This is a genomic window from Streptomyces sp. NPDC001594, assembly GCF_042893675.1.
Classification (GTDB): Bacteria; Actinomycetota; Actinomycetes; order Streptomycetales; family Streptomycetaceae; genus Streptomyces.
The window spans coordinates 532,875-556,325 of sequence record NZ_JBIAVB010000003.1 but is presented as its reverse complement, the minus strand read 5'-3'; the positions used below and the strand labels follow the sequence as shown (position 1 = coordinate 556,325).

Annotated in this window: 25 protein-coding genes and 1 riboswitch; of the genes, 12 read left to right on the top strand and 13 right to left on the bottom strand. The window is 74.2% G+C overall.

Translation table 11 applies throughout. The features are described from left to right. Positions 1–277: 277 nt before the first annotated feature. The 6 genes from ACFY0O_RS08855 to ACFY0O_RS08830 all read right to left on the bottom strand — a co-directional run bounded on the left by ACFY0O_RS08855 (position 278) and on the right by ACFY0O_RS08830 (position 7,510). Positions 278–1,135, bottom strand: a complete 858-nt coding sequence (locus ACFY0O_RS08855; RefSeq protein WP_388944568.1) for an ECF transporter S component — start codon at positions 1,133–1,135, stop codon at positions 278–280. Between the two features lie 26 nt (positions 1,136–1,161). Further along, the gene (locus ACFY0O_RS08850; RefSeq protein WP_388944486.1) at positions 1,162–3,054 is read right to left on the bottom strand and encodes an ABC transporter ATP-binding protein; all 1,893 of its coding nucleotides are present in this window, start codon (positions 3,052–3,054) and stop codon (positions 1,162–1,164) included. After that, positions 3,051–4,259 (bottom strand): energy-coupling factor transporter transmembrane protein EcfT, encoded by a 1,209-nt coding sequence (locus ACFY0O_RS08845; RefSeq protein ID WP_388944483.1) that lies wholly within the window; start codon positions 4,257–4,259, stop codon positions 3,051–3,053. The genes ACFY0O_RS08850 and ACFY0O_RS08845 overlap by 4 nt, the downstream gene beginning before the upstream one ends. Continuing rightward, entirely contained in the window at positions 4,256–4,930 is a 675-nt protein-coding gene (locus ACFY0O_RS08840; protein WP_388944480.1) for an SCO2322 family protein, read from the bottom strand. Before ACFY0O_RS08840 ends, ACFY0O_RS08845 begins: the two co-directional genes overlap by 4 nt. Next, on the bottom strand, positions 4,927–6,171 hold the full coding sequence (locus ACFY0O_RS08835) for a prenyltransferase/squalene oxidase repeat-containing protein (RefSeq protein WP_388944479.1): 1,245 nt from the start codon (positions 6,169–6,171) through the stop codon (positions 4,927–4,929). Before ACFY0O_RS08835 ends, ACFY0O_RS08840 begins: the two co-directional genes overlap by 4 nt. Positions 6,172–6,301: 130 nt before the next feature. Continuing rightward, positions 6,302–6,381, bottom strand: a riboswitch (cobalamin riboswitch). Positions 6,382–6,472: 91 nt separating this feature from the next. After that, entirely contained in the window at positions 6,473–7,510 is a 1,038-nt protein-coding gene (locus ACFY0O_RS08830; RefSeq protein WP_388944565.1) for an MBL fold metallo-hydrolase, read from the bottom strand. A gap of 209 nt (positions 7,511–7,719) precedes the next feature. On the opposite strand from ACFY0O_RS08830, the gene ACFY0O_RS08825 reads away from it, so the two are divergent. The 5 genes from ACFY0O_RS08825 to ACFY0O_RS08805 all read left to right on the top strand — a co-directional run bounded on the left by ACFY0O_RS08825 (position 7,720) and on the right by ACFY0O_RS08805 (position 10,945). Continuing rightward, the gene (locus tag ACFY0O_RS08825) at positions 7,720–9,171 is read left to right on the top strand and encodes an aldehyde dehydrogenase (protein WP_388944476.1); all 1,452 of its coding nucleotides are present in this window, start codon (positions 7,720–7,722) and stop codon (positions 9,169–9,171) included. Then, positions 9,171–9,404, top strand: a complete 234-nt coding sequence (locus ACFY0O_RS08820) for a ferredoxin (protein WP_388944474.1) — start codon at positions 9,171–9,173, stop codon at positions 9,402–9,404. The genes ACFY0O_RS08825 and ACFY0O_RS08820 overlap by 1 nt, the downstream gene beginning before the upstream one ends. A 128-nt stretch (positions 9,405–9,532) precedes the next feature. Beyond that, positions 9,533–9,886: a hypothetical protein gene (locus ACFY0O_RS08815; RefSeq protein ID WP_388944471.1), complete on the top strand. Its 354-nt coding sequence runs from the start codon at positions 9,533–9,535 to the stop codon at positions 9,884–9,886. Positions 9,887–9,930: 44 nt separating this feature from the next. Further along, on the top strand, positions 9,931–10,683 hold the full coding sequence (locus ACFY0O_RS08810; protein ID WP_388944468.1) for a hypothetical protein: 753 nt from the start codon (positions 9,931–9,933) through the stop codon (positions 10,681–10,683). A 70-nt stretch (positions 10,684–10,753) separates the two neighbouring features. After that, complete coding sequence (locus tag ACFY0O_RS08805; protein WP_358898349.1) at positions 10,754–10,945, top strand: DUF1059 domain-containing protein; 192 nt, start codon at positions 10,754–10,756, stop codon at positions 10,943–10,945. On the opposite strand, the gene ACFY0O_RS08800 is transcribed toward ACFY0O_RS08805, so the two are convergent. After that, positions 10,934–11,449, bottom strand: a complete 516-nt coding sequence (locus ACFY0O_RS08800) for a hypothetical protein (protein WP_388944465.1) — start codon at positions 11,447–11,449, stop codon at positions 10,934–10,936. The genes ACFY0O_RS08805 and ACFY0O_RS08800 overlap by 12 nt on opposite strands. 67 nt (positions 11,450–11,516) lie before the next feature. On the opposite strand from ACFY0O_RS08800, the gene ACFY0O_RS08795 reads away from it, so the two are divergent. Continuing rightward, positions 11,517–12,254 carry an SAM-dependent methyltransferase gene (locus ACFY0O_RS08795; RefSeq protein ID WP_388944462.1) on the top strand — a complete coding sequence of 246 codons (738 nt, stop codon included), beginning with the start codon at positions 11,517–11,519 and terminating at the stop codon, positions 12,252–12,254. Here the strand turns inward: ACFY0O_RS08795 and ACFY0O_RS08790 are convergent. After that, positions 12,160–12,477 (bottom strand): hypothetical protein, encoded by a 318-nt coding sequence (locus ACFY0O_RS08790; protein WP_388944459.1) that lies wholly within the window; start codon positions 12,475–12,477, stop codon positions 12,160–12,162. The genes ACFY0O_RS08795 and ACFY0O_RS08790 overlap by 95 nt on opposite strands. Positions 12,478–12,819: 342 nt before the next feature. On the opposite strand from ACFY0O_RS08790, the gene ACFY0O_RS08785 reads away from it, so the two are divergent. Then, the gene (locus tag ACFY0O_RS08785; protein WP_388944457.1) at positions 12,820–13,578 is read left to right on the top strand and encodes a GntR family transcriptional regulator; all 759 of its coding nucleotides are present in this window, start codon (positions 12,820–12,822) and stop codon (positions 13,576–13,578) included. Between the two features lie 608 nt (positions 13,579–14,186). Here the strand turns inward: ACFY0O_RS08785 and ACFY0O_RS08780 are convergent. Further along, positions 14,187–14,828: a TetR family transcriptional regulator gene (locus ACFY0O_RS08780; RefSeq protein ID WP_358898355.1), complete on the bottom strand. Its 642-nt coding sequence runs from the start codon at positions 14,826–14,828 to the stop codon at positions 14,187–14,189. Positions 14,829–15,055: 227 nt separating this feature from the next. Here ACFY0O_RS08780 and ACFY0O_RS08775 point away from each other — a divergent pair, with 227 nt between their 5' ends. The 3 genes from ACFY0O_RS08775 to ACFY0O_RS08765 all read left to right on the top strand — a co-directional run bounded on the left by ACFY0O_RS08775 (position 15,056) and on the right by ACFY0O_RS08765 (position 18,316). Then, a complete protein-coding gene (locus tag ACFY0O_RS08775) occupies positions 15,056–16,375 on the top strand; it encodes a glycosyltransferase family 4 protein (protein ID WP_358898356.1) in 1,320 nt (439 codons plus the stop codon). A 121-nt stretch (positions 16,376–16,496) separates the two neighbouring features. After that, entirely contained in the window at positions 16,497–17,231 is a 735-nt protein-coding gene (locus tag ACFY0O_RS08770) for a class I SAM-dependent methyltransferase (RefSeq protein WP_388944454.1), read from the top strand. Further along, the gene (locus tag ACFY0O_RS08765) at positions 17,228–18,316 is read left to right on the top strand and encodes a prenyltransferase (protein ID WP_388944451.1); all 1,089 of its coding nucleotides are present in this window, start codon (positions 17,228–17,230) and stop codon (positions 18,314–18,316) included. The genes ACFY0O_RS08770 and ACFY0O_RS08765 overlap by 4 nt, the downstream gene beginning before the upstream one ends. Before the next feature lie 26 nt (positions 18,317–18,342). On the opposite strand, the gene ACFY0O_RS08760 is transcribed toward ACFY0O_RS08765, so the two are convergent. Further along, entirely contained in the window at positions 18,343–18,648 is a 306-nt protein-coding gene (locus ACFY0O_RS08760) for a hypothetical protein (RefSeq protein WP_388944449.1), read from the bottom strand. A 127-nt stretch (positions 18,649–18,775) separates the two neighbouring features. Here ACFY0O_RS08760 and ACFY0O_RS08755 point away from each other — a divergent pair, with 127 nt between their 5' ends. After that, a complete protein-coding gene (locus ACFY0O_RS08755; RefSeq protein WP_388944447.1) occupies positions 18,776–19,420 on the top strand; it encodes a hypothetical protein in 645 nt (214 codons plus the stop codon). A 99-nt stretch (positions 19,421–19,519) separates the two neighbouring features. Then, positions 19,520–19,927: a hypothetical protein gene (locus ACFY0O_RS08750; RefSeq protein ID WP_388944444.1), complete on the top strand. Its 408-nt coding sequence runs from the start codon at positions 19,520–19,522 to the stop codon at positions 19,925–19,927. A 161-nt stretch (positions 19,928–20,088) separates the two neighbouring features. Here the strand turns inward: ACFY0O_RS08750 and ACFY0O_RS08745 are convergent, their stop codons facing one another. The 3 genes from ACFY0O_RS08745 to ACFY0O_RS08735 all read right to left on the bottom strand — a co-directional run bounded on the left by ACFY0O_RS08745 (position 20,089) and on the right by ACFY0O_RS08735 (position 23,355). Beyond that, positions 20,089–21,099 (bottom strand): LLM class F420-dependent oxidoreductase, encoded by a 1,011-nt coding sequence (locus ACFY0O_RS08745; protein ID WP_388944441.1) that lies wholly within the window; start codon positions 21,097–21,099, stop codon positions 20,089–20,091. Positions 21,100–21,449: 350 nt separating this feature from the next. Beyond that, a complete protein-coding gene (locus tag ACFY0O_RS08740; RefSeq protein ID WP_388944438.1) occupies positions 21,450–22,241 on the bottom strand; it encodes a hypothetical protein in 792 nt (263 codons plus the stop codon). Positions 22,242–22,386: 145 nt separating this feature from the next. Continuing rightward, entirely contained in the window at positions 22,387–23,355 is a 969-nt protein-coding gene (locus tag ACFY0O_RS08735; protein WP_388944435.1) for an N-acetylmuramoyl-L-alanine amidase, read from the bottom strand. Positions 23,356–23,451 lie beyond the last annotated feature (96 nt).

The window sequence follows — 23,451 nt, the reverse complement described above, 5'->3', positions numbered from 1 at the left end:
CGGTCGCACGGCGTGCCGGAGCACACGGGAGCCGCTCACACGGGGAGAGGGGGCTCGCTGGGCGGGGGGCGGTGCGCCCCGGCCGCCTCGGCGACAACACCAGTTAGCCAGGCCCCCGACGCCCTGGCAACGCCCCCCTCCTACTACCGCCCCTCGCAGACCCGGCGCAAGGTCCCGGCCACCGCGTGAGGGTGTCCGCCCTGGTGGGCGGCGGGGGCGGGGGGTGCGGCGGGGCTACTAGGCGGGGCCGGATGTGACGTGGGTCCTGTGGGCCGCCTCACCGCCCGGGGGCCCCGATGTCACCGCACGTGTCCGCCCGTACCCCCTCGGGTGCGTGGCGCGGGCCACTTCCACCCGGCGAATCGAAGGAGACCGCCGCCTCGAACGCCGCTTTCCGAGTCGCCCGCCGCAGCGCCCGCAGCAGCGTGCCCCCGAGGGTGAGGGTCAGGACGACGGTCAGGGCGGCCCGCCCCAGGTCCCAGCCCAGCGAGGTGGCCAGGCAGTACGCGAGGAAGCGGGCGAGGTTCTCCGGCACCGGGTCACCCGGATGGAAGGAGACGCCCTGGCCCATGCCCTGGAGCAGCACCCAGCCCTGCAGGTTCATCACCGTCCCGTACGCGAACGAGCCCAGGAACCCGTACGCCGCGAGCATCGCCAGCTCGGCCCGCCCCCGCAGCCTCTGCGGCCCGGGCAGCAGCCCGGCACCCAGCGAGAACCACCCCAGCGCCAGCATCTGGAACGGCATCCACGGCCCGACCCCGCCCGTGAGCAGGGCGGACGCGAACATGGTGACGCCGCCCAGCACGAAGCCGAAGCCGGGGCCGAGCACGCGGCCGCTGAGCACCATCAGGAAGAACATGGGCTCCAGGCCGGCCGTACCCGCCCCCAGCGGGCGCAGCGCCGCCCCCACGGCGGCGAGCACCCCGAGCATCGCCACCGCCTTGGCGTCCATCCCCTGGTCGGCGATGGTCGCGACGACCACGGCCACGAGGAGGGGGAGCAGCGCGGCGAACAGCCAGGGGGCGTCCTGGGAGTGCGCCAGACCGGACTGGGCGTCCGCGAGCAGGGGCCAGCCGAAGGCGGCGATGCCGACGAGGGTCACGAGCACCAGGGCCGCGGCGGCCCGGGGACCCATACGGACGGGGCGGGCGGGGCGAGGGCTCACGGGGTGGCCTCCGTGCGCTCCGTGGCAGTCAGGGCCGCGGCCACCTGGGAGACCGTGAGCCAGTGTCCCGGGGCCAGGATCTTCGCCACCTGCGGGGCGAAGGCGGGCGAGGACACCACGACCTCGGCGGTCGGCCCGTCGGCGACGATCTCACCGCCCGCCAGGATGACCACGCGGTGCGCCAGCTCCGCGGCGAGCTCCACGTCGTGGGTGGCGAGGACGATGGCGTGCCCGTCGGCGGCCAGGGCCCGCAGGGTCTCGACGAGGCGGGCCTTGGCGGCGTAGTCCAGGCCGCGGGTGGGCTCGTCCAGGAGGAGCAGGGCCGGCCGGGCGGTGAGGACCAGGGCGAGGGCGAGCGTGAGCCGCTGGCCCTCGGACAGGTCCCGGGGGTGGGTGGCGTCCGGCACGTCGGGCAGCAGGGTGGCGACGAGCGCCCGGCAGGTCCCGGGCGCCGCTCCGGCGTCGGCGTCGGCCGCGGCGCACTCGGCGGCGACGGTGTCGGCGTAGAGGAGGTCGCGGGGCTCCTGCGGGACCAGGCCGACCCGGCGGACCATCTCCGGCGGCGGGGTCCGGTGGGGGGCGCGGCCGCCGACCGCCACCTGGCCGGTGGTGGGGGCGAGGGTGCCGGTGAGCGCGGCGAGGAGGGTGGACTTGCCGGCGCCGTTGCGGCCCATGAGGGCGATGGTCTCGCCGGGGGCGACGGTGAGGTTGACGTCGTGGAGGACCTCTGCGCGGGCGCGGCGGATGCCGAGCGCTGTGGCGGTGGCCGCGGGGGTTCCGGCGGCGCCGGGGGCGCCGGGGCTGGGGGTTGCGGTGGCCGGGCCGGGCCGGGAGCGGCCGCCGGTGAGGCGGGCCAGGAGGCGGCGGGCCGGAGCGGGTGCCGGTGGCGGTACGGGCGCGGGCGCGGGGGCGGTGGGGGCCGCCGCGCGGAGCTGCTCCCCGGCCCGCCCTTCCACCGTTCCCCGAGGCGCTGCCCCTGACCCCGTTCCGGGGGCTGCGCCCCCTGACCCCGTTCCGGGGGCTGCGCCCCCTGACCCCGTTCCGGGGGCTGCCCCTGACCCCCGGGAGGCGGCGGTGGACAGCCTGGCCCGTAGCGGAGCGGACTCGCGGCGGGCGTCGCGGACCGACAGGGGGAGGGGGGTCCAGCCTGCCAGGCGGCCCAGGGAGACCACCGGGGGGTGGACCGGGGAGACGGCCATGACCTCGGACGGGGTGCCCAGGACCGGGGCCGCGCCGGGGGACGGGAGCAGGAGGACGCGGTCGGCGTACTGGACGACCCGCTCCAGGCGGTGCTCCGCCATCAGGACCGTCGTGCCGAGGTCGTGGACCAGGCGTTGCAGCACGGCCAGCACCTCCTCCGCCGCCGCCGGGTCCAGGGCGGAGGTCGGCTCGTCCAGGACCAGCACCTTCGGGTGCGTCGTCAGGACCGAGCCGATCGCCACCCGCTGCTGCTGCCCGCCCGAGAGGGTCGCGATCGGGCGGTCGCGGAGTTCGTTCAGGCCCAGCAGGTCCAGGGTCTCCTCCACCCGGCGGCGCATCACCGCGGGCGGCAGGCCCAGCGACTCCATCCCGTAGGCCAGCTCGTCCTCCACCACGTCCGTCACGAAATGGGCCCGCGGATCCTGCCCCACCGTGCCGACCACGTCCGCGAGCTCGCGCGGCAGGTGCGTGCGCGTGTCCCGCCCGGCGACCGTCACCCGCCCCCGCAGCGTGCCGCCCGTGAAGTGCGGGACCAGCCCGGACACGGCCCCCAGCAGGGTCGACTTGCCCACTCCCGACGGGCCGACGAGCAGGGTCAGCTCGCCTTCCGGCAGGGTGAAGTCCGCGTCGCACAGGGACGGCCGCGCCGCCCCCTCGTACGTCACCGAGACCTGGTCGAAGCGGATCAACGGGACGGCTCCTTGGAGGAAAGGGAGGGTACGGGGGCCACGAACGCCGGGAGCAGCCCGATCAGGACCGCCGCCGCGGCCCACAGCGGCAGCCCCGGAGCCGTCAGCGGGACCACGCCCGGCCGCAGCCCCTCGGGGTCCACCGACCCGGCGTGGACGAGGAGGGCCGCGACCGCCGCCCCCGACCCGGTCACCAGCCAGGCGCGGGCGCCCCACCGGTCGGGCCGGTACCGGGTGCGGATGCTGCGCCGCCCGCCCAGCCGCAGCCCCGCCAGGGCCAGGACCACACCGACGCCGAGCAGCGGCAGCCCGTAGCCGGCGCCCTCGGCGGCGAGGAGGGCGTAGGTGCCCGCGCACAGGCCGAGGAGGCCGCCCAGCACGAGGGCGTTGGTGGTGTGCCGCACCGCGGGCGGGACCTGCGCCGTGCGCCCGTAGCCGCGCGCGTCCATCGAGGCGGCGACGGCCACCGAGCGCTCCAGCGCGCCCTCCAGCACCGGCAGCCCGATCTGCAGGACGGCCCGCACCCCGCCCGTGGGACGGCCGCGCAGCCGGCGGGCGGTCCGCAGCCGGGCCACGTCCGCGACCATGTTCGGCGCGAAGGTCATCGCCACGACCACGGCCACGCCCGCCTCGTACAGCGCGGCCGGCAGCGACTTCAGCAGCCGCGCCGGATTGGCCAGGGCGTTGGCCGCGCCGACGCAGATCAGCAGGGTCGCCAGCTTCGCCCCGTCGTAGAAGGCGAAGACCAGCTGCTCGGCGGTGACCCGGCCGCCGAAGCGGATGCCCTGCGCCCACGCCGGCAGCGCGAGCTCGGGCAGGGTGACCAGGGTGTGCGCGCCGGGGATGGGGGAGCCCAGCAGGGCGGAGAACAGCAGCCGCAGCCCGATGACGAACAGGCCGAGCCGCACGAAGGCCCCGTAGGAGCGTGCCCACGGCGCCTCGGTGCGGCGGGCGGCGACCACGTAGCCGGCGACGCCGACGATCAGCCCGAGCAGCAGCGGATTGGTGGTCCGGGAGGCGGCGGTCGCGAGCCCCAGGGCCCACAGCCACCAGGCCCCCGCGTGCAGGGCGTTCCCGCGCCGTGCCGCGGGAGCCCGCCACTGCCTCCGGCGGTTGTACGTCGGCCCCTGCGGCCCCCGACTGGCCCCTGCGGAGCCGGGCCCGGGCGGGGTCGCGTCGGCACGTGCCGCGCCGTGGGCGGTCATCGCCTGCGGCGGCGGGACTGCCAGACGGCGGCCGCGCCCAGGGCGGCCACGGCCGCCACGCCCGCGACCAGGCCCGCCGAGGGGCCGGAGCCCCCGCCCGGGGAGGGTGCGGCGGCCGGGGCGGAGGCGGACGCCTTGGGCTCCGGGTCGGCGATGGGCTCGCCGCAGCCCGACTTCGGGTAGCCGGAGATCGCGCACAGCAGCGCCGCGCCGTTGTAGCGCAGCGGCTTCGCCACCGAGGCCAGAGCCTCGGCCGCCGTGGCGTCCGGGGCCACCTGGGCGCAGGCCGTGCGCGGGGCCTCCTGCGGCGGGGCCTCCCCGGCGGGGGCGTCCCCGGGCTCGCCGAAGTCGACGACCAGCGCGACCCGCTTGCGGCCCTCCACCGCGCCGGTGCCGCCGCAGACGGCCTCGAAGTCGGCCGCGGCGCGGGGCTTGGCTGCCTCGGCGCCGGCGTCCTTGCTCACCGAGAAGCGGAAGCCGAGCGTGGTGCCGTCCGCGGGCCGGGCCGTGGACGGGCCCTCGGTCGCGTACCCCCAGCTCCCGCCCGAGCCCTGCCAGAACGACCAGTAGCGGTAGCTCGCCGCGAGGGCCGGGGAGGCCGCGAACAGGGTCAGCAGCAGGCCCAGGGCGGCCAGCAGGCCCACCAGGCCCCGCGGACGGCGGCGGCTCACAGCTCGTTCTTCTTGCGGCGGCCGCTCAGCAGGATGCCGATGCCCATGCCGGCCGCGGCGCCCGCGCCGATGATCCACCACAGGTTCTGGCCGCCCGAGCCGGTCTTGTCGTTCTTGTTCTCCACCTTCTGCGCCTGCGCGTCCGGCTGCTGCGGGGCCGGGCCGGTCGCGTTCAGCGCCGCCACCAGGTCGACGCCGCCGAAGGCCTTCGGGTCGGTGCCCGTGGCGTGGGCGGTCAGGACCAGGGTGGCCAGGGCTGCCGGGTTCCGGTTGGACCAGGCGGCGGAGTTGTTCTTCAGCCACTCCAGCGCGCCCGCCGCCGCCTGCCGGTGTCCGGCCGCCGCCAGGGCGATCACGGCGTCGGCGGTGTTGCCGGTGTCCGGGGTGGGCTGGTCGGCGCCGGGGGTGACGGCCGTCAGGTGGCCGTCCTTCTTCAGGGCCTCGGCAAGGTAGCCGGCCGCGGCCTGGGCGGCGGCGGCCGGGTCGGCGGCGCCCGCCGGGCAGGGCAGCGCGGCGGCGGGGGTGTCCGTGGTGGCGGGCTCCACGAGGGTGCCCTTGCCCAGGCCCGCCAGGACGGCGGCGGCCGTGGCGTCGGCGTTGGCGGCGAGCTTGCCGTCGGCCGGCTGGTAGCCGAAGGCGCCCCGGTCGGCGGCCGGCTCGGCGGAGCAGCCCAGCTGGAAGGAGAGCAGGCCGTCGTAGGCGGACTTGCCGGCCTTCGACTTCACGTCAGCCGGCTTCTCGCCCGCCACGGCGAGCGCGCTGATCACGATCGAGGTGGAGCTGCCCTCGCTGGGGGAACCGGGCGCGTAGGCCCAGCCGCCGTCCTCGTTCTGGACGGACTTCAGCCAGTCCACGGCCTTCTTGACCTGCGCGTCCTTGCCGCCGAGGGCCTTGAGGGCCTGGACGGCCACGGCGGTGGCGTTCGTGTCGAGGACGGTCGTCGCGTCACAGGCCTTCGCGGCGTCCGCGCGGAACGAGGCGAAGCCGCCGTTCGCGCACTGCTGGCCGGTCAGCCAGTCGACGGCCTGCGGGGCGGGCTTCTCGCCGACGGTCTGCTGGGCCAGCAGCGCGAGGGACTGGCGCCACACCCCGTCGTAGGAGGGGTCGGCCTTGCCGAACAGGCCCGAGGGGAGGACCGGCGGGGCGGAGGGGGCCGGCGTGTCGGCGAGGGCGGCGGGGGCGGCGCCCACGCAGAGCACGGCGGAGGCGGCGAGCGCGGCTGCGCTGCGGCGGACGTTCATGGCGGGGCGGGTGCCTCTCGTGCGGGGAGCGGGAGACGGGCACGCGCGGGCACCGGGCTCCGGCTCCGTTTACCTCGACGGTGCCGGCCGCCGGGGGCTCCGGCGGCACGAGCCGCGCACTTCGGATACGGGGCATTCCGGCTCCCCGCCCCGCACGCTGCGGGCCGGGTCACGGTTGCGGGTCAGCGCCGGATTCGCACCGGCTTCCCCCCGTACGGAAGTGTGGACGACGGCCTCACTCTACCGGCCCGTACCCCGCCGGCCCCGGGGCGCCGGAGCCCCGCACCCCGGCCGGCGCCGCTCAGACCGCCCGGTACGCGACCGGGTCGGTGCCCGGGACCGCCTCGGCCCGGCCCTGCTTCACCAGCCGCCGCAGGTGCGCTTCCGCTTCGGAGACGGCGATGGTCCGGGAGCCGTACGGGATCCGCTCCCAGGGCCGGTTCCACTGCATCCGTTCCGCCAGCGCCCACGGGGTCAGCGGCTCGGCCAGCAGCCGCCACAGCCCCTCCAGCCGCTCCTCGTGGTGGGTGAGGAGCTCCCGTACGCGGGCGGGGGCGTCGGTGAAGGCGTGCTGGTGGGCCGGGAGCACCTCGGCGGGCCGCAGGCGGCCGACGCGTTCGAGGGAGTCGAGGTAGTCGCCGAGCGGGTCGGTGACCCGGGTGTCCTCCGGGGCCTCGTACAGGCCGATGTGCGGGGAGATCCCGGGCAGCAGGTGGTCGCCGGAGAACAGCCGGCCGTTGCCGGGCAGGTTCGCGGGGTGGGCCTCCTCCAGGTGCAGGCAGACGTGGCCGGGGGTGTGCCCGGGGGTCCAGATCGCGCGCAGCCGGCGCCCGGGCAGCGCCAGCAGCTCCCCGGGGACGATCTCCCGGTCGGGGACGGCGGCCCGCAGCCCGGGCAGGGTCCGGGCCCGGCCGCTCTCGCGCAGCGCCCGCAGCGGTGCGACGTGCTCCTCGGGGGCTCCGGCGGCGGTGAGCTTCTCGCCCATGTAGTCGAACCAGTGGCCGGGGTCGGCGCAGCGGGTCCGCAGGACGACCTCGGTGTCGGCGGCGTGCATGGCGATCCACGCCCCGGAGGCCTCGCGGACCTTCCCGGACAGGCCGTGGTGGTCGGGGTGGTGGTGGGTGATGACCACCCCGTGCACGTCGGCGACGGCGATGCCGAGCGCGCCGAGCCCGGCGGTGAGGGCGTCCCAGGAGCCGGGGTCGTCCCAGCCGGTGTCGACGAGGACGGGGCCGGCGTCCGTGTCGAGGACGTGGACGAGGGTGTGTCCGAGGGGGTTGTCGGGGATGGGGACCTGGATGCCCCACACACCCCCGCCGTGGTCGGTGACCTGTGACATGACCTCTGACATGGGGGCTCCCTGGCCGGCTCGGTCCGCTCTGACGAGAACGCGTTCCAGTAGTAGCCCAAGTAGACCATCCACCAACAGTCCTGACCGGCCATCGGATCTTCCACTACCCCCGTCCGGACCGTGGACTCCTGGAACTAGAACTGGTATCAGTTCTGCGACATCGGTGAGAGCGTGCGCAGCCCCTGGAGGCATCGGACATGACCGAGCTCGTGGAACACGGACAACTGTTCATCGGCGGGGAATGGACCGATCCGCTGGGCACCGGCACCATCCGCGTCGTCTCCCCCCACACCGAGCAGGTCATCGGCAGCGTCCCGCACGCCTGCGAGGCCGACGTCGACCGGGCCGTCACCGCCGCCCGCGAGGCCTTCGACGAAGGCCCCTGGCCCCGCCTCACCCTGGACGAGCGCATCGCCGTCGTCTCCCGCATCAAGGACGCCATCACCGTCCGGCACGAGGAGATAGCCCGCTCCATCAGCTCCCAGAACGGCTCCCCGTACTCCTGGAGCGTCCTCGCCCAGGCCCTCGGCGCGATGATGGTCTACGACTCCGCCATCACCGTCGCCCGCGACTACCCCTACGAGGAACGCCGCCAGGGCGCCCTCGGCCCGATCCTCGTGCGCCGTGAACCGGTCGGGGTCGTCGCCGCCGTCATCCCGTGGAACGTGCCGCAGTTCGTGGCCGCCGCCAAGCTCGCGCCCGCCCTGCTCACCGGCTCCTCCGTCATCCTCAAGCCCTCGCCCGAGGCCCCGCTGGACTCCTTCATCCTGGCCGACATCGCCCGGGAGGCCGGGCTGCCCGAGGGCGTGCTGTCGGTCCTGCCCGCCGACCGCGAGGTCAGCGAGTACCTGGTCGGCCACCCCGGCATCGACAAGGTCGCCTTCACCGGCTCGGTCGCGGCCGGCAAGCGGGTCATGGAGGTCGCCGCCCGCAACCTGACCCGGGTCACCCTCGAACTCGGCGGCAAGTCCGCCGCCGTGATCCTGCCCGATGCCGACGTGGCGTCCGCCGTCGCCGGGATCGTCCCCGCCGCCTGGATGAACAACGGCCAGGCCTGCGTGGCCCAGACCCGCATCCTCGCCCCGCGCAGCCGCTACGAGGAGATCGCCGAGGCGCTCGCGGCGGCCGCCGGAGCCCTCGTCGTCGGCGACCCCCTCGACCCGGCGACCCAGCTCGGCCCGCTCGTCGCCGAGCGCCAGCAGCAGCGCTCCCTCGACTACATCCGCATCGGCCAGGAGGAGGGCGCCAAGCTCCTCACCGGCGGCGGCCGCCCGGCGGGCCTGGAGCGCGGCTGGTACGTCGAACCCACCCTCTTCGGCGACGTCGACAACTCGATGCGGATCGCCCGCGAGGAGATCTTCGGCCCGGTCGTCTGCCTGATCCCCTACGGGGACGAGGCCGAGGCCTCCCGCATCGCCAACGACTCGGAGTTCGGCCTCAGCGGCAGCGTCTGGACCGCCGACACCGACCACGGCGTCGACTTCGCCCGCGGCGTGCGCACCGGCACGTTCAACGTCAACACCTTCAGCCTGGACATGCTCGGCCCCTTCGGCGGCTACAAGAGCAGCGGCGTGGGACGCGAGTTCGGCCCCGAGGGCCTGAGCGAGTACCTGGAGCACAAGATGATCCACCTGCCGGCGGGCTCGTGATGGGCGACCGCTGGCAGATCGAGGTGGACCGGGGCGTCTGCATCGGCTCGGGCATGTGCGTGAACCACGCCCCGGACGCCTTCACCCTCGACTCCGCCCGCCAGTCCCACCCCCGCACCCCGCAGGCGGACGCCAACGAACCCACCCTCACGGCCGCGGAAGGCTGCCCGGTGGAGGCCATCCTGATCACCCTGGCGGCCACCGGGGAGCCGGTGTTCCCGCCGGAGGACTGACGGCGGACTGACGGCGGACGTGTCGGGCCGGCCCCGGCCCGACACGCCCCACCCGACACGCCCGACCGGAATATCCCCTTTCGCTAACTTGTCGCATCGCCCCCTTCCGCTGCTCCGGAAGAAGACCGATGCGCCTGCCCGCCCCGTCCACCGCGCGCAGACGCACCGCGTGGTGGCCCCTGGTCCTGACCGCACTCCTCCTGGCCTGGGCCCTGCCCCCCACCCCGGCCCAGGCCGCCCCGCAGCCCCAGCCCCGGCCGAACCGCGAGCACCGCCACTCGGTGCACCACAAGCGCCACCATTCACCCCGGCTGTCCCAGCAGGCGAAGAGGGGCCGTTACGGGGGCGGCGAGGCCAGGCTCGGCACGCTCCGCACCTGGCCGACCGTCGACTGGTCGCCCGCCCGGGCGCCCCCTCCAACGGCGCCGACTTCGTCCGCCTGCGCGACGGCGCCGGCACGCACCTCCCCGCCGGTGCGCTGAAGTCCCTCACCTTCGACGCCCCCGCCGACTACCCGACCCGCCCGGTGGAGTGGACCGTCGAGGCGAGCGGCCACGGCCCCGGCGATCCCGCCCTGTACTCGGGACCCGCCGGCGACGAGGTCAGCGTCGACCGCAGCATCGTGCGGTCCGTGACCGTCGACCCGGCCGACCCCACCCTTTCCTTCGACGCGCGCTGGGACATCGAGCAGGGCTACGACCTCGGCGTGGTCCAGGTGTCCACCGACGGAGGGGTCACCTTCACCTCGCGCCGGAGCGCGGGCATGGTCACCAGCCTGAACGGCGACGCGGAAGCCGACATCGCAGCCCTGCTGCCCGGATTCAGCGGCGATTCCGGCGGCTGGACCCACCAGAGCGTCGACCTCGGCGACCTGGCAGGCCGGACGGTGCTGGTGGCCTTCCGCTACAAGACCGACGCCAGCGTGATCCAGCCCGGCCTGTGGATCGACAACATCGCCTCCGGCCCCACCCTCATCTCGGACGGCACGAGCCTCACCGGCTGGCAGACGATCAGCGACTACCAGATCAAGAAGATCCCCGGCATCAGCCTGCGCCTCGTCGCCTACACCGACGACCACAAGCGGGCCTGGACCGCCGACGTCCCCCTCGACGCCGACCACCACGCTGCCCTCGACGAGCGCCGCCTGCGCCGCCTCCTGGGCACCCGGGCCACCACCGTCTTCGCGATCGTCGACCACTACGAACCCACCGAAACGATCAAGACCGCGACCCCCTACCGCCTCACCGTCAACGGCGTCCGCCAGCCGGGCGGCGCCTGACCGGCGGCCCGGCTTTCCTCCCGGCGGCGAACGGAGGATCGTGGAAGGCGTGACCAGTAGGAGGTGCGTCATGCGCAAGGTCATGGACTGCCGGGAATACCCCAGCGAGATCGGGTGCACCCTGACGATCATCGGCGAGGAGGACGAGGTCATGGGCGCGGCCGTCCAGCACGCGGTCGCCGTCCACGGCGAGGAGGACACCCAGGAATTCCGCGACGCGCTGCGCGGCATGCTGAAGACCGAGGCGACCTCAGGCGTCTGATCCCCGGAGCTCCTCGAACGCCTCACGGGCGGAGAAGGACTCGAAGAGCCTCAGCACCGGCCCCCGCTCGGAGGCCAGGACCCCGTAGTACTCCGGAATGAGCGAAAGGTCCCCCCAGGGCTCCTCCACGTGGGCCCGCACCAGCAGCCTCCCTGATCCCGTGGCCCGGATCCACGGGATCAGGAGGAAGCCGTCCAGCCGGGGGTCGACCCCACCGAGCGGAACGCCGCCCTCGACCAGCTCCAGCCCACCGGGCAGACCGTCCCCGGGGCAGTCCGCCAACCGCCGGGCCACGCTCTCCCGGACCCCCCACCCCTCCGACACCACGGCGATCTCCACCCGGGTGTCCGCACCGATCGGCACCCGGTGCCGCAGGAGCGCGTCCACCAGGTACTCGAGCCCCGCCTCCTGCTCACCGATCGCCCAGCACACCCGCACCTCGTCGCCCTCGGCATCCGGCGGCAGCGCGGCGAAACGGTCCCAGACCACAGCTTCATCGATCACCGACACAACCTAACGCCGCACGAAAAACGAGCTGCGCCACACCGCAAGCCCTGCAAAGCTGCGCCGGATGAACCGCGAACAGATCTCCAAACTCGCCCACACCCACCACCCCATCAAGTCCCCCCTGAACGACGCCTCCGTGACCCGCCTCCTCGCCCTCGCCCTCCCGCGCGGCGACGAACGCGTCCTGGACCTGGGCTGCGGCAGCGCGGAATGGCTCCTGCGCGCCCTGACCACCCACCCGGACCTGCGCGCCGAGGGCGTGGACATCGCGAAGTCCGACCTGGCGGAGGCCCGCCAGAAGGCCATCCGCCTGGGCGTGGAACCCCGCCTCGACCTCCACTGCTGCAAGGCCGAGGACTTCACCTCCCCCCACCCCTTCGACCTGATCCTCTGCGTCGGCTCCACCCACGCCCTCGGCGGTCTCCTCCCCACCCTCGAAGCCGCCCGCGCCCACCTGGCCCCCGGCGGCCGCGTCCTGATCGGCGACGGCTTCTGGGAACGCACCCCCACCCCCGAAGCGGTGGACGTACTGGGCGACTTCGCCGACCTCCCGACCACCATCGAGCACATCACCGCCGCCGGCTGGACCCCCGTCCAGGGCCACACCAGCACCCGCCAGGAGCTGGACGACTACGAGTGGTCCAACTGGGGCACCCTGGCCGACTGGGCCCTGGACCACCCCACCCACCCGGACAGCCCCCAGGTCCTCACCTGGGCCACCACCCGCCGCACCGAATGGCTCCGCACCTACCGCAACACCTGGGGCTTCGCCACCCTCGTCCTCCGCCGCACCGCGGACTGACTCGGTCCACCCACTCGATCGCCTCGACGTTCCCGACGGCGGTGGTGAACTCGCGGCCGGACGCGTCGCGAACGTACGCGAGTTCCACCCACCGCTCGTACCCGGCGCAGTCCGAGACGTCCTCGTTGACCACGGCCATCAGCACGCCCTCGACCCCGGACGGGATGTCCCGCACGCGCCGGCGCAGCAGCCGATGCGGCACGTAGGCGTACCCCTCACTCACCGGACGCCCCCTCCAGCCCGTCGAGGAACCGCTCCCACCCATCGAGGGCCCGCTCCAAGAGCTCAACGCTGGGCCCGGCCAACGTGCTCACCCTGTCCAACGGGGCACCGTGCACTTCGAGGGCTGCCCCCTCGACGGGAATCTGCCGCATACAGATCACTCCTCAGCCTGAAGGCCACTCGCGAGCAGCCTCTCTAGAGATAGCCGCACGGTAGTGGGCCCGGCCGCGCCCTGGCAATCAATCTCTAGAGAACTCGCCCGAAAGGGGTCGGGGTGGATCCCGACCCTGATGGGTGGGGCTGGGCCTAGGGTGTCCACAGAGCAGAAGGAGTGATCGGTTCGATGGCCAGCCAGGGCGGCACCCGCCAGCCGAAGTACCAGCGGATCGCCGATGCCTTGAAGGCGGCCATCCGGTCGGGCGAGTACGGCCCGGGTGACCGGGTGCCGGGTGAGAACGACCTCATGGCCACCTACGAGGTCGCCCGCATGACCGCACGCCAGGCCCTCGGGGTCCTCCAGAATGAAGGACTCGTCGAGGCGCGGAGAGGTGCCGGGGTCTTCGTCCGCTCGTTCAGGATCCGGCGGCGGCGCGGAATCCAGCGACTGGCACAGGGGCAGTGGGGGTCGGGTCGTTCCATCTGGTCCGCCGATCTCGACGACCGCGAACTCGTCGTCGATCAGATCGACGTGAGCGAGCAGAAGGCGGACAACCGCATCGCCGGCGCCCTCGGCCTCTCTTCCGGGGCTCGGGTCTGGGTGCGGAGCCGTCGCTTCGTACTCGAAGGAAAGCCGGTCCTCTTCGCGACGTCATACCTCCCGTCGAACATCGTCGCCGACTCGGCCATCACCCGGGCCGACACCGGCCCTGGTGGCGTGTACGCGAGGCTCGCAGAACTGGGGCACGAGCCCGTTCATTTCCGGGAAGAACTCCGCTCCCGGATGCCCTCGGCCGACGAGGCCGAGCGCCTGTCGCTCTCGCCGGGCACGCCCGTCATCCACCTCGTCCGCACCGCCTTCGCCGAGGGCGGCCGCCCCGTCGAAGTCAACGACATGACCCTGGACTCGGCGTCCTACGTCCTGGAATACGACTTCGACGCCTGACCGGCTGCCCGAACCGACCGATCCTGCGGGCAAGCGAGTTCCCGGAGCTCCTGGACCGCCATCCGCAGTGGGACTGGCACCGCCAGCCGTGGGCGCCCATCGGCCCGGATGCCGCTCTGTTCGTCATCAGGCGCGGGTATCAGCCCCGGACGGGCTGCGGACGCCGAGACGGGAGAAGCGCGTAGCGATCTGATGCGGAGGGCGGCCCCGAACGGCACCCACGTCAGCCCGGATGCCCGGCGAGGCGGTCCCCGACGGCCCGGCTCATCGCTGAGGGAGCCGGATGGTCAAGGTAGGACCGTGCCGTCCTTTTGGGGGTTTCCCGGCAGTCCTTGTCTTTCCGGGGCGGGACGGGCTGTCAAGGGTGGAGCGCAGCGACATCGCGAAGCGACGCGACGAAGGAGCGCCCTTGACCGACCGGCCCGAACCGGAAGGACAGTGGGACTGGCGGGAAACCCCCAACCCTCTCTGAGGCCGCCCGACCGGGACCCGGCCCCCACCCCACCGCCCCGCAGACAGGGAGGCGGGTGGGCAAGCACCGACCCGCCCCCGACACCTCGAGGGGGAGATGGCGGGCCCGCCCCGCAGCCCGCCGTCCGACAACCCGTTCAGGCCTTTTCCGGGGCCGTCAGGTCGATCAGCCGGCAGACCGTCTCGATGTCTATCTTCACCTGCGCGATCGACGCCCGCCCCGACAGCCACGTGATCAGCGCCGAGTGCCAGGTGTGCTCGATGACGCGGACCGCCGACAGCTGCTCCGCCGTCGGCGGGGCCTCCAGGCCCATCGCGTCGAGGATGATGGCCGTCGTCAGCCGCGAGACCGTGTCCACCTCCGGGCTGACGCTGCGGTCCGCGAACGTCAGGGCGCGGACCATGGCGTCCGCCAGGTGCGGTTCCCGCTGGAGCGCCCGGAACGCCCGCATCAGGGTCTCCGCCACCCGCTCGGCCGGCTCCACGCCCGCCGGAGGCCGCTTGCGCAGCGTCGCGTGCAGGTGCTGGAGCTGGTCCTGCATGGTCGCGACCAGCAGGTGCACCTTCGACGGGAAGTACCGGTACAGCGTCCCGAGGGCGACCTGCGAGGACTCCGCGACCTCGCGCATCTGCACCGCGTCGAAGCCGCCCCGGCTGGCCAGTTGCGCGCTCGCGTGCAGGATCCGGCGCCGACGGGCCTCCTGGCGCTCCGTCAGGGGAGGGGACGCCGGCCCGGTGGTCGTCGCCGGTTTCGTGACGGCCTTCGCTTCCGCTGTCATGTGTCCCGTTCCTGGCGTTCCGTGTCGTTGCGGGGGCTGATTCCGGGATGGGCCGGACGCCGGCATCCCGGGCGTCCGAGCCGTGGCGCGAATCACCTGCTCCGCCTCTTACGGTGTGGTTTCCGGCCGGTAGATTCAATGGTCTTCGACGGATCAAGTCTGAAACTTGTTCTACATTATCCGAGCGGTTACGCTCCGGCGACAGCGCAGGGAGAAGGGGGCCGAGAGTGACCGCAGAGGCCGTGGTGGAGAGCCCTTTCGAGGCGTTCGACGCTTCCGCCGCCGACGGCGACCGCCCGCTCCGCATCGCACTCCTCACCTATAAGGGGAACCCGTTCTGCGGCGGCCAGGGCGTCTACGTCCGCCACCTCTCCCGTGAGCTCGTGAAGCTGGGCCACTCCGTCGAGGTGATCGGTGCGCAGCCCTACCCGGTGCTCGACACCGGCGCCACGCTCACCGAACTGCCGAGCCTGGACCTCTACCGCAGCCCCGACCCGTTCCGCACACCGAAGCGCGACGAGTACCGGGACTGGATCGACGCCCTCGAAGTCGCGACGATGTGGACCGGCGGCTTCCCCGAGCCGCTCACCTTCTCCCTCCGCGCCCGGCGCCACCTCCAGGCCCGGGCGGGCGAGTTCGACGTCATCCACGACAACCAGACCCTCGGCTACGGCCTCCTCGGCGACCTCGGCGCCCCGCTGGTGACGACCATCCACCACCCCATCACCGTCGACCGCAAGCTCGACCTCGCCGCCGCCAAGGACCGCAAGAAGCGGGCCTCCGTGCGCCGCTGGTACGCGTTCACGCGCATGCAGGGCCGCGTCGCCCGCCGCCTGCCCTCCGTCCTCACGGTCTCCGGCTCCTCCCGGCAGGAGATCGCCGAACACCTCGGCGTCCGCGACGACCGCATCCACGTCGTCCACATCGGCGCCGACACCGACCTCTGGTCGCCCGACCCGTCCGTGGCCGAGGTCCCGGGGCGGATCGTGACCACCTCCAGCGCCGACGTCCCGCTCAAGGGGCTCGTCCACCTCGTCGAGGCGCTCGCCAAGCTGCGCACGGAGCAGCCCGACGCGCACCTCGTCGTCGTCGGCAAGCGGGCCGAGAGCGGGCCGGTGGCCCGCGCGATCGAGAAGTACGACCTCCAGGACGCGGTCCGTTTCGTCAAGGGCATCACCGACGCCGAGCTGGTCGACCTGGTGCGCGGCGCCCAGGTGGCCTGCGTGCCTTCGCTCTACGAGGGCTTCTCGCTCCCCGCGGCCGAGGCCATGGCCACCGGCACCCCGCTCGTGGCCACCACCGGCGGGGCCATCCCCGAGGTGGCCGGCCCGGACGGGGAGACCTGCCTGGCCGTGCCGCCCGGCGACGCGGGAGCGCTGGCCGCGGCCCTGGGCCGGATGCTGGGCGACGCGGAACTGCGCGCGCGGCTCGGAGCGGCCGGGCGGGAGCGGGTGCTGACCCGGTTCACCTGGGCCAAGGCCGCCGAAGGCACCGCCGCGCACTACAGAGCCGCCATCGCCCGGGCCACCGCCGCCCGAACCCGCTAGCCGGCGCACCACCGAACGGCGAGCACCCCCACCCGCAGGACCCCCCCCACCACGCACGACCCGCAACACCCCTCACCACCCGCACCACCCTTCACCCCCGTGACCGCGAAGGCAGGACCCCGTGCTGACCGTCGATTTCTCCCGGTTCCCGCTCGCCGCAGGCGACCGTGTGCTCGATCTGGGCTGCGGCGCAGGCCGGCACGCCTTCGAGTGCTACCGGCGCGGCGCCCAGGTCGTCGCCGTCGACCGCAACGGCGAGGAGATCCGCGAGGTCGCCAAGTGGTTCGCCGCGATGAAGGAGGCCGGGGAGGCCCCGGCCGGCGCCACCGCCACCGCCATGGAGGGCGACGCCCTGGCCCTGCCCTTCCCCGACGAGTCCTTCGACGTCGTCATCATCTCCGAGGTGATGGAGCACATCCCCGACGACAAGGGCGTCCTCGCCGAGATGGTGCGCGTGCTCAAGCCGGGCGGCCGCATAGCGGTCACCGTCCCGCGCTACGGCCCGGAGAAGATCTGCTGGGCGCTCTCCGACGCCTACCACGAGGTCGAGGGCGGGCACATCCGCATCTACAAGGCCGACGAACTCCTCGGCAAGATGGAGGCGGCCGGCCTCAAGCCGTACGGCACCCACCACGCGCACGGCCTGCACTCCCCGTACTGGTGGCTCAAGTGCGCCTTCGGCGTGGACAACGACAAGGCGCTGCCCGTCCAGGCGTACCACAAGCTCCTGGTCTGGGACATCATGAAGAAGCCCCTGGCCACCCGCCTCGCCGAGCAGGCCCTCAACCCGCTCATCGGCAAGAGCTTCGTCGCCTACGCCACCAAGCCCCACCTCCCGGTCGGCGCGGCCAAGTGAGCTCGCCGGAGCGCACCGTCCCCGAACACCTCGTCCTGGACGGCGTGCTGACCGCCGACCAGGCGGCCCGCACGGTCGAGGGGATACTCGCCGTCCAGCGCGCCGACGGGGCCATACCGTGGTTCCGGGGCCACCACCTCGACCCGTGGGACCACACCGAGGCCGCGATGGCCCTCGACGCGGCCGGCGAGCACGAGGCGGCGGAACGGGCCTACACCTGGCTGGCCCGCCACCAGAACCAGGACGGCTCCTGGTACGCGGCCTACGCGGACCGGCCCGACGGGGTGGACACCGCCGAACCGCAGGACGCGGGACGGGAGTCCAACTTCGTCGCGTACATCGCCGTCGGCGTCTGGCACCACTACCTCACCACCGGCGACGACACCTTCCTGGACCGGATGTGGCCGGCGGTCGTCGCGGCCGTCGAGTTCGTCCTCGGGCTCCAGCAGCCGGGCGGCGAGATCGGCTGGAAGCGGGAGGCGGACGGCACGGCCGTCACCGACGCCCTGCTGACCGGCTCCTCCTCCATCCACCAGGCCCTGCGCTGCGCCCTGGCCATCGCCGACCACCGCGGCGACCCGCAGCCCGACTGGGAGCTGGCGGCGGGCGCCCTGGCGCACGCGATACGCCGGCACCCGGAGCGGTTCCTGGACAAGTCCCGCTACTCGATGGACTGGTACTACCCGGTGCTGGGCGGCGCCCTGACGGGTGCGGCGGCGAAGGCGCGCGTCGAGGAGCGCTGGGAGGAGTTCGTCGTCCCGGACCTGGGGGTGCGGTGCGTGCTGCCGAACCCGTGGGTGACGGGAGGGGAGTCCTGCGAGCTGGCGCTCACCCTGTGGGCGATGGGGGAGTCGGACCGGGCGCTGGAGATCCTGCGCTCGATCGGGCACCTGCGCGCCGACAACGGCATGTACTGGACGGGCTACGTCTTCGAGGACCGGGCCGTGTGGCCGGTGGAACAGACGACCTGGACGGCGGGCTCGCTGCTGCTCGCGGTGGCCGCGCTGGGCGGGGACGAGGCCACCGCGGTCGTCTTCGGCGGCGACCGCCTCCCGCCGGGCATGGACGCGGGCTGCTGCTCCTAGCAGGCGGCCGTGGCCCGCCGCCGGTCTCAGACGCGGTGCAGGAGGCGGGCCAGGGCATGGCCCGCCACCAGGTAGACCACGGCGGCGATGCCGTAGCCGACGACCACCTGCGCCCAGTGACGGCCGAGGTGGAAGAGGTCGAGCGACCAGCCCGCCAGCCAGGTCGCCGCGTCGTGGAACCACTGGACGACGTCGTTGGAACGGTTCGCGTCCAGCAGGTCCAGCACGATCCACACGATGATGATCAACGCCACCACGTCGGCGGCCAGCGCCACGAGCCGGCCGACGGACCAGCCGGCCCGATGGCGTCCTGCGATGCGGTCTCCGTACATGCCGGGCGTCTTGCCGTTCCCGCTCGGTTGAAACCCGTACGGCCCGTGTCCGAACGGGTCACCCGGGTGGCGGGGGCACGGCGGCCGGGTGAGGCTGCGGGGGACACCTCAGTCCCCGGAGGCAACCGTGCGCGTACCCACCACCGTCCGATTCCGCCGCGCCGTGGCGGCCGTGGTCCTGTCCACCTCGCTGATCGCCGGTGCCACCGCCTGCGGAACCGGCGGCGACCGGGGCCAACGGGAGGAGGTCTCCTCCTCGGCGGCGACGGCGGCCGAGCTGGCCGCCCTCGCGGTGGCGGAGCCGGACGCGGCCGAGGCCGACGAACTGGCCGCGGCGACGCCCGAGCCGAGCACGTCGGAGGAGCGGCAGAAGTTCGCGAAGACGCGCTTCGTCGCCAACGCTGGTCTGGCGGCGGGGGCCACCTACCAGTGGATCATCAAGCCGTACCGGGCGGGCAAGTTCAAGAAGGGCGCGAAGGGCCGTACGTTCGCGCTGATCAAGGCGGGTCTCGCGGGGGCGTTCGCGTACAACCGGCTGAAGGCGGCGGCCGAAAACGCCAAGGGCGACCCGCTGCTGTCGAAGGCGGTGGGGCCGCTCACGGCGGGCATCGACTCCCTCAAGAACCTGAGCGGCAAGCTGCGCAAGGGCGACGCGGGTGACGCCGACATCAGCTCCTTCGAGAACGTGATCGGCGGGGTGAAGGAGGCCGGCCGGAGCGCGGGCGCCCCGGTGACGGACAAGGTCCCGAGCCTCTCCCAGCTCGGAGGCTGACCGCTGGACCGCTGCCGGACCGGCACCCGAAGCCGCCCCCTGGTACCCCGTGGGCGGCTTCGGGTGCTTCGGGTGTTTCGGGCTGTTTGAATGGAGCGTGTGATCGAGTTCCTCTTCTTCGCCCTGGTCGCCGCCGGTACCGGCTGGCTGCTGCGCCGCAAGCACCGTCAGCGGGTGGCGGCCGGTCCGTCCGCGGGGATCCCGGGCATGGCCCGGCGCCCGGCCGGCGAGGGCCGCTGGCGCCCGGGCCGGGTGTCCTGCGACGGGGGCGCCCCCCGCTGGCAGCCCGGCCGGGGCCCCGCCGTGCTGCTGGCCGGCGCCCGGGAGGGCTCCGTGCGGGCCCCGTCCGTACGGGAGGGGCTCACCATCAACCCGGGCTCGCGGATCGTCGCCTGCGCGGCGGCGGACGGCGGCCCGGACGTGGAGATCGCGGTGATGCCCGCGGACCTGCCCGAACTGCTGGCAGCCGTCCCACCGCTCCCGGGTGACGCGGCGGACGCCCCCTAGGGCCTGTCCGGCGGATCATGGCCGGGGCCGCGGCGCCCGGCACGGCGCCTCGCGGCGTTGCCGAAACGCCCCAATAGCTCCGCTATCGAGACGCTCCGGCGCCTTGCGATGCACCGCGCCGGACACCGCGGCCTGTCCGACCCTGATCCGCCGGACAGGCCCTAGCGGTTCAGCTCCGCCAGGACCCGGAGGGTGTGCGGGTCCGGGGCGGTGACGAGGAGGTCGGTGACCGGGCCCTTGCGCCACAGCTCCAGCCGTTCCGCGATCCGTTCGCGCGGGCCGACCAGGGAGATCTCGTCGGCGAAGGCGTCCGGCACGGCGAGGACCGCCTCCTGCCTGCGCCCGGCCAGGAACAGGTCCTGGATCCGCCGGGCCTCCGCCTCGTACCCCATCCGGGCCATCAGGTCGGCGTGGAAGTTGCGGGCCGCGTGCCCCATGCCGCCGATGTAGAAGCCGAGCATCGCCTTGACCGGGAGCAGCCCCTCGGCGACGTCCTCGCAGACGTGCGCCCGGACCATCGGGGCGATCATGAACCCCTCGGGGAGCCCGGTCAGGGAGGCCTGGTACACGTCCGTGCGGGTGGGGGACCAGTACAGCGGCAGCCAGCCGTCCGCGATCCGGGTCGTCTGGGCGATGTTCTTCGGCCCCTCCGCCCCCAGCAGCAGCGGGAGGCCGGCGCGCAGCGGGTGGGTGATGGGCTTGAGGGGTTTGCCGAGGCCGGTGCCGTCCTCCCCCCGGTACGGGTGGGAGTGGAAGCGGCCGTCCAGGGCGACGGGGGCCTCGCGGCGCAGTACCTGCCGGACGACGTCGACGTACTCGCGGGTGGCGGTGAGCGGGCTCGCGGGGAAGGGGCGCCCGTACCAGCCCTCCACCACCTGCGGCCCGGACAGGCCCAGACCGAGCATCATCCGGCCGCCGGAGAGGTGGTCCAGGGTGAGCGCGTGCATGGCGGTGGCCGTGGGGGTGCGGGCGGCCATCTGGGCGATGGCGGTGCCCAGGCGGATGCGGGAGGTGTGCGCGGCGATCCAGGTGAGGGGGGTGAAGGCGTCGGAGCCCCAGGCCTCGGCGGTCCACACCGAGTCGTAGCCCAGGCGCTCTGCCTCGGTGGCGAGGTCGAGGTGGGAGGGGCTGGGGCCCCGGCCCCAGTAGCCGAGTGCGAGTCCGAGGCGCATGTACGGTCCCCTCCGCGATGCCGATGGCTCTGCCGATGCCGATGCCGATGCCGCTGCCATGCCTGGGCCCCGGCCCGGCCCGGCCCCGGCCCGGCCCTGGCCCAGGCCGGGGTAAACCCGGGCCGAACCCAGGCCGAACCCGGCTCCGAGCCGAGGCCGAGCCCAGGCCGAACCCGGGCCCGAGCCCAGGCCGAACCCGGCCCCCGGCCGGGCCCGAGCCCGATCGGAATCTGACGTAGCGTCAGATCCATTCGCCCCGGCGACTGTAGGGCATGCGGCCCCCGCCGGGAAGTGCGACGGCCCCCCGCCCGGGTGGGCGGGGGGCCGTACGTGCGCGTGCGCGCGGGATCTCAGCCGCGCTGGATGCCCGAGGTGTCGTTCAGGACGCCGCGGCGGCCGTCCTGGGTCTGGGCGATCAGCGCGGACGGCCCGCGCTGGTCGACGGCCAGGTACCAGGTGCCCGGGGCGAGTTCCGCGATCGGGGTGGGGGAGCCGTCCTCGGCGAAGAGGGGCCGGGCCACCGGCACCGCGAACCAGAACGGGGTGAACTCCGCGGCCGGGAACCCGGCGCCGGCGGAGTCCTGCGGGGTGCCCCCGTACGCCGGGGCCGGCTGCGGCGTGGCCCCGTAGCCCTGCGGCTGCTGCCCGCCCGGGTAGCCGTACCCGGTGCCGGGCTGCTGCCCCCCGTACGGCTGGGCGGTGACCGGCCGGGGTTCCGGCACCAGCGGCCCGGCGAGCGCGGGGAGCTTCGAACCGGCGACGGCCACCGCGGCCAGGGCCAGCGTGGCGAGGAAGCCGAGGATGGACCCGGCGCCCAGGTCGGCCAGCGGCGGGGTGGCGATCAGCGACCAGAGTCCGTTCCAAGCGGCGGCCACGGCCAGCGCCGTGCCCCACGCCGTCAGCGTCAGGCCGGCGACCTTGCGGCCCTCGGGCTGGAAGCGGGCGCCGATCAGCAGGCCCGCCGCGATGAAGCCCAGCAGGAAGACGGCGGGGAGGGCCAGCCGGTAGACGTCGGTGTCCCACACGCTCGGGAGGTCGGCGCCGGTGGCGGCGGAGTAGAAATCGAGGAACGAGGCGATGAACAGCAGCACCGCTGCTCCGATCACCACGCCGTCGCCTCGAGTGAGGGAGCGGATGTTCACGTCTCTGGTGTCCTTCTCGGTCTTGGCAGGGGGGCGGATCGGGCGCCCCCATGGTACGGAGGTTTCCGCGGCCGAGAGGACCGGGGCGGCGAGCCGCCCCGGACGGCCCCGTGGGCAGCCCTCCGGGACCGCTGCCCCCGGAGGGCTACCCGCCCAGGAAGCCCGTGATGCCGTCCGCGATGCCCTGCGCCGCCTTCTGCCGCCACTCCGGACTCGTCAGCTGCGCCGCGTCCTTGTCGTCCCGCATGTTTCCGCACTCCAGGAACACCTTGGGCCGGGTCGACAGGTTGAGCCCGCCCAGGTCGTCCCGGACGACCAGTCCGGTGCCGCTGCCGAGGTAGTTGGCGGGGGACGAGCCGGTGGCGCGGGCGAAGTTGGAGGCGAGGCGCTCGCCGAGGTCACGGGAGGGACCGACGATCTTCGCGGTGTCGGCCGCGCCGCCCTTGACCCGGGCGGGGAGGATGACGTGGAAGCCGCGGTTGCCGGCGGAGGCGCCGTCGGCGTGGACGGAGACGACGGCGTCGGCCGCGGCCTGGTTGCCGATCCGGGCCCGCTCGTCGATGCAGGGGCCCCACGGGCGGTCCCCGTCGTGGGTCAGGACCACTTTGGCGCCCTTGGCCTCCAGCAGGGCGCGCACCCGGTGGGAGACGTCGAGGGAGAACTCCGCCTCCATGTAACCGGAGTTGGTGGTGGTGCCGGTGGTGTCGCACTCCTTGCGGTTGGTGCCGATGTCCACCTGCTGGTCGATCTCCCGGCCGTGCTTGAAGTTCCCGGTGTTGTGCCCGGGGTCGATGACGACGGTCCGGCCGGTCAGCGGGCCCTTGGCGGGGGCCGCCGCCTGCGGGGCGGCCGCGGCGCTCGGCGAGGCGCTGGCCTTGGCGTCCCCGGCCGCGGCGGCGGACGCCGGGGCTGAGGCGGCGAGCTTCGCCCCCGCCGGCTGCGGGGCGTTGGAGGCCGGGCCGGCCAGCACCTGGGTGAGCACCCAGCCCGCCAGGCAGGTCGGGGCCAGCGCCGCGAGCGCCACCGCGAGGGCGGGCCGGCGTGCGAACCAGGGCCGGTCGGGACTGATGGAGGAGGCGGACTCGGGCGGCGGGGGGCTGTCGTCGTAGCGCACGACGCGATGCTAGAACGCCCGGGCGTCCCCCGTACGCACCCTGCGCCATCCGAGGGCGTGGTCCGATTGTCGGTCTTGTAGGCCCGGCGGAATGTC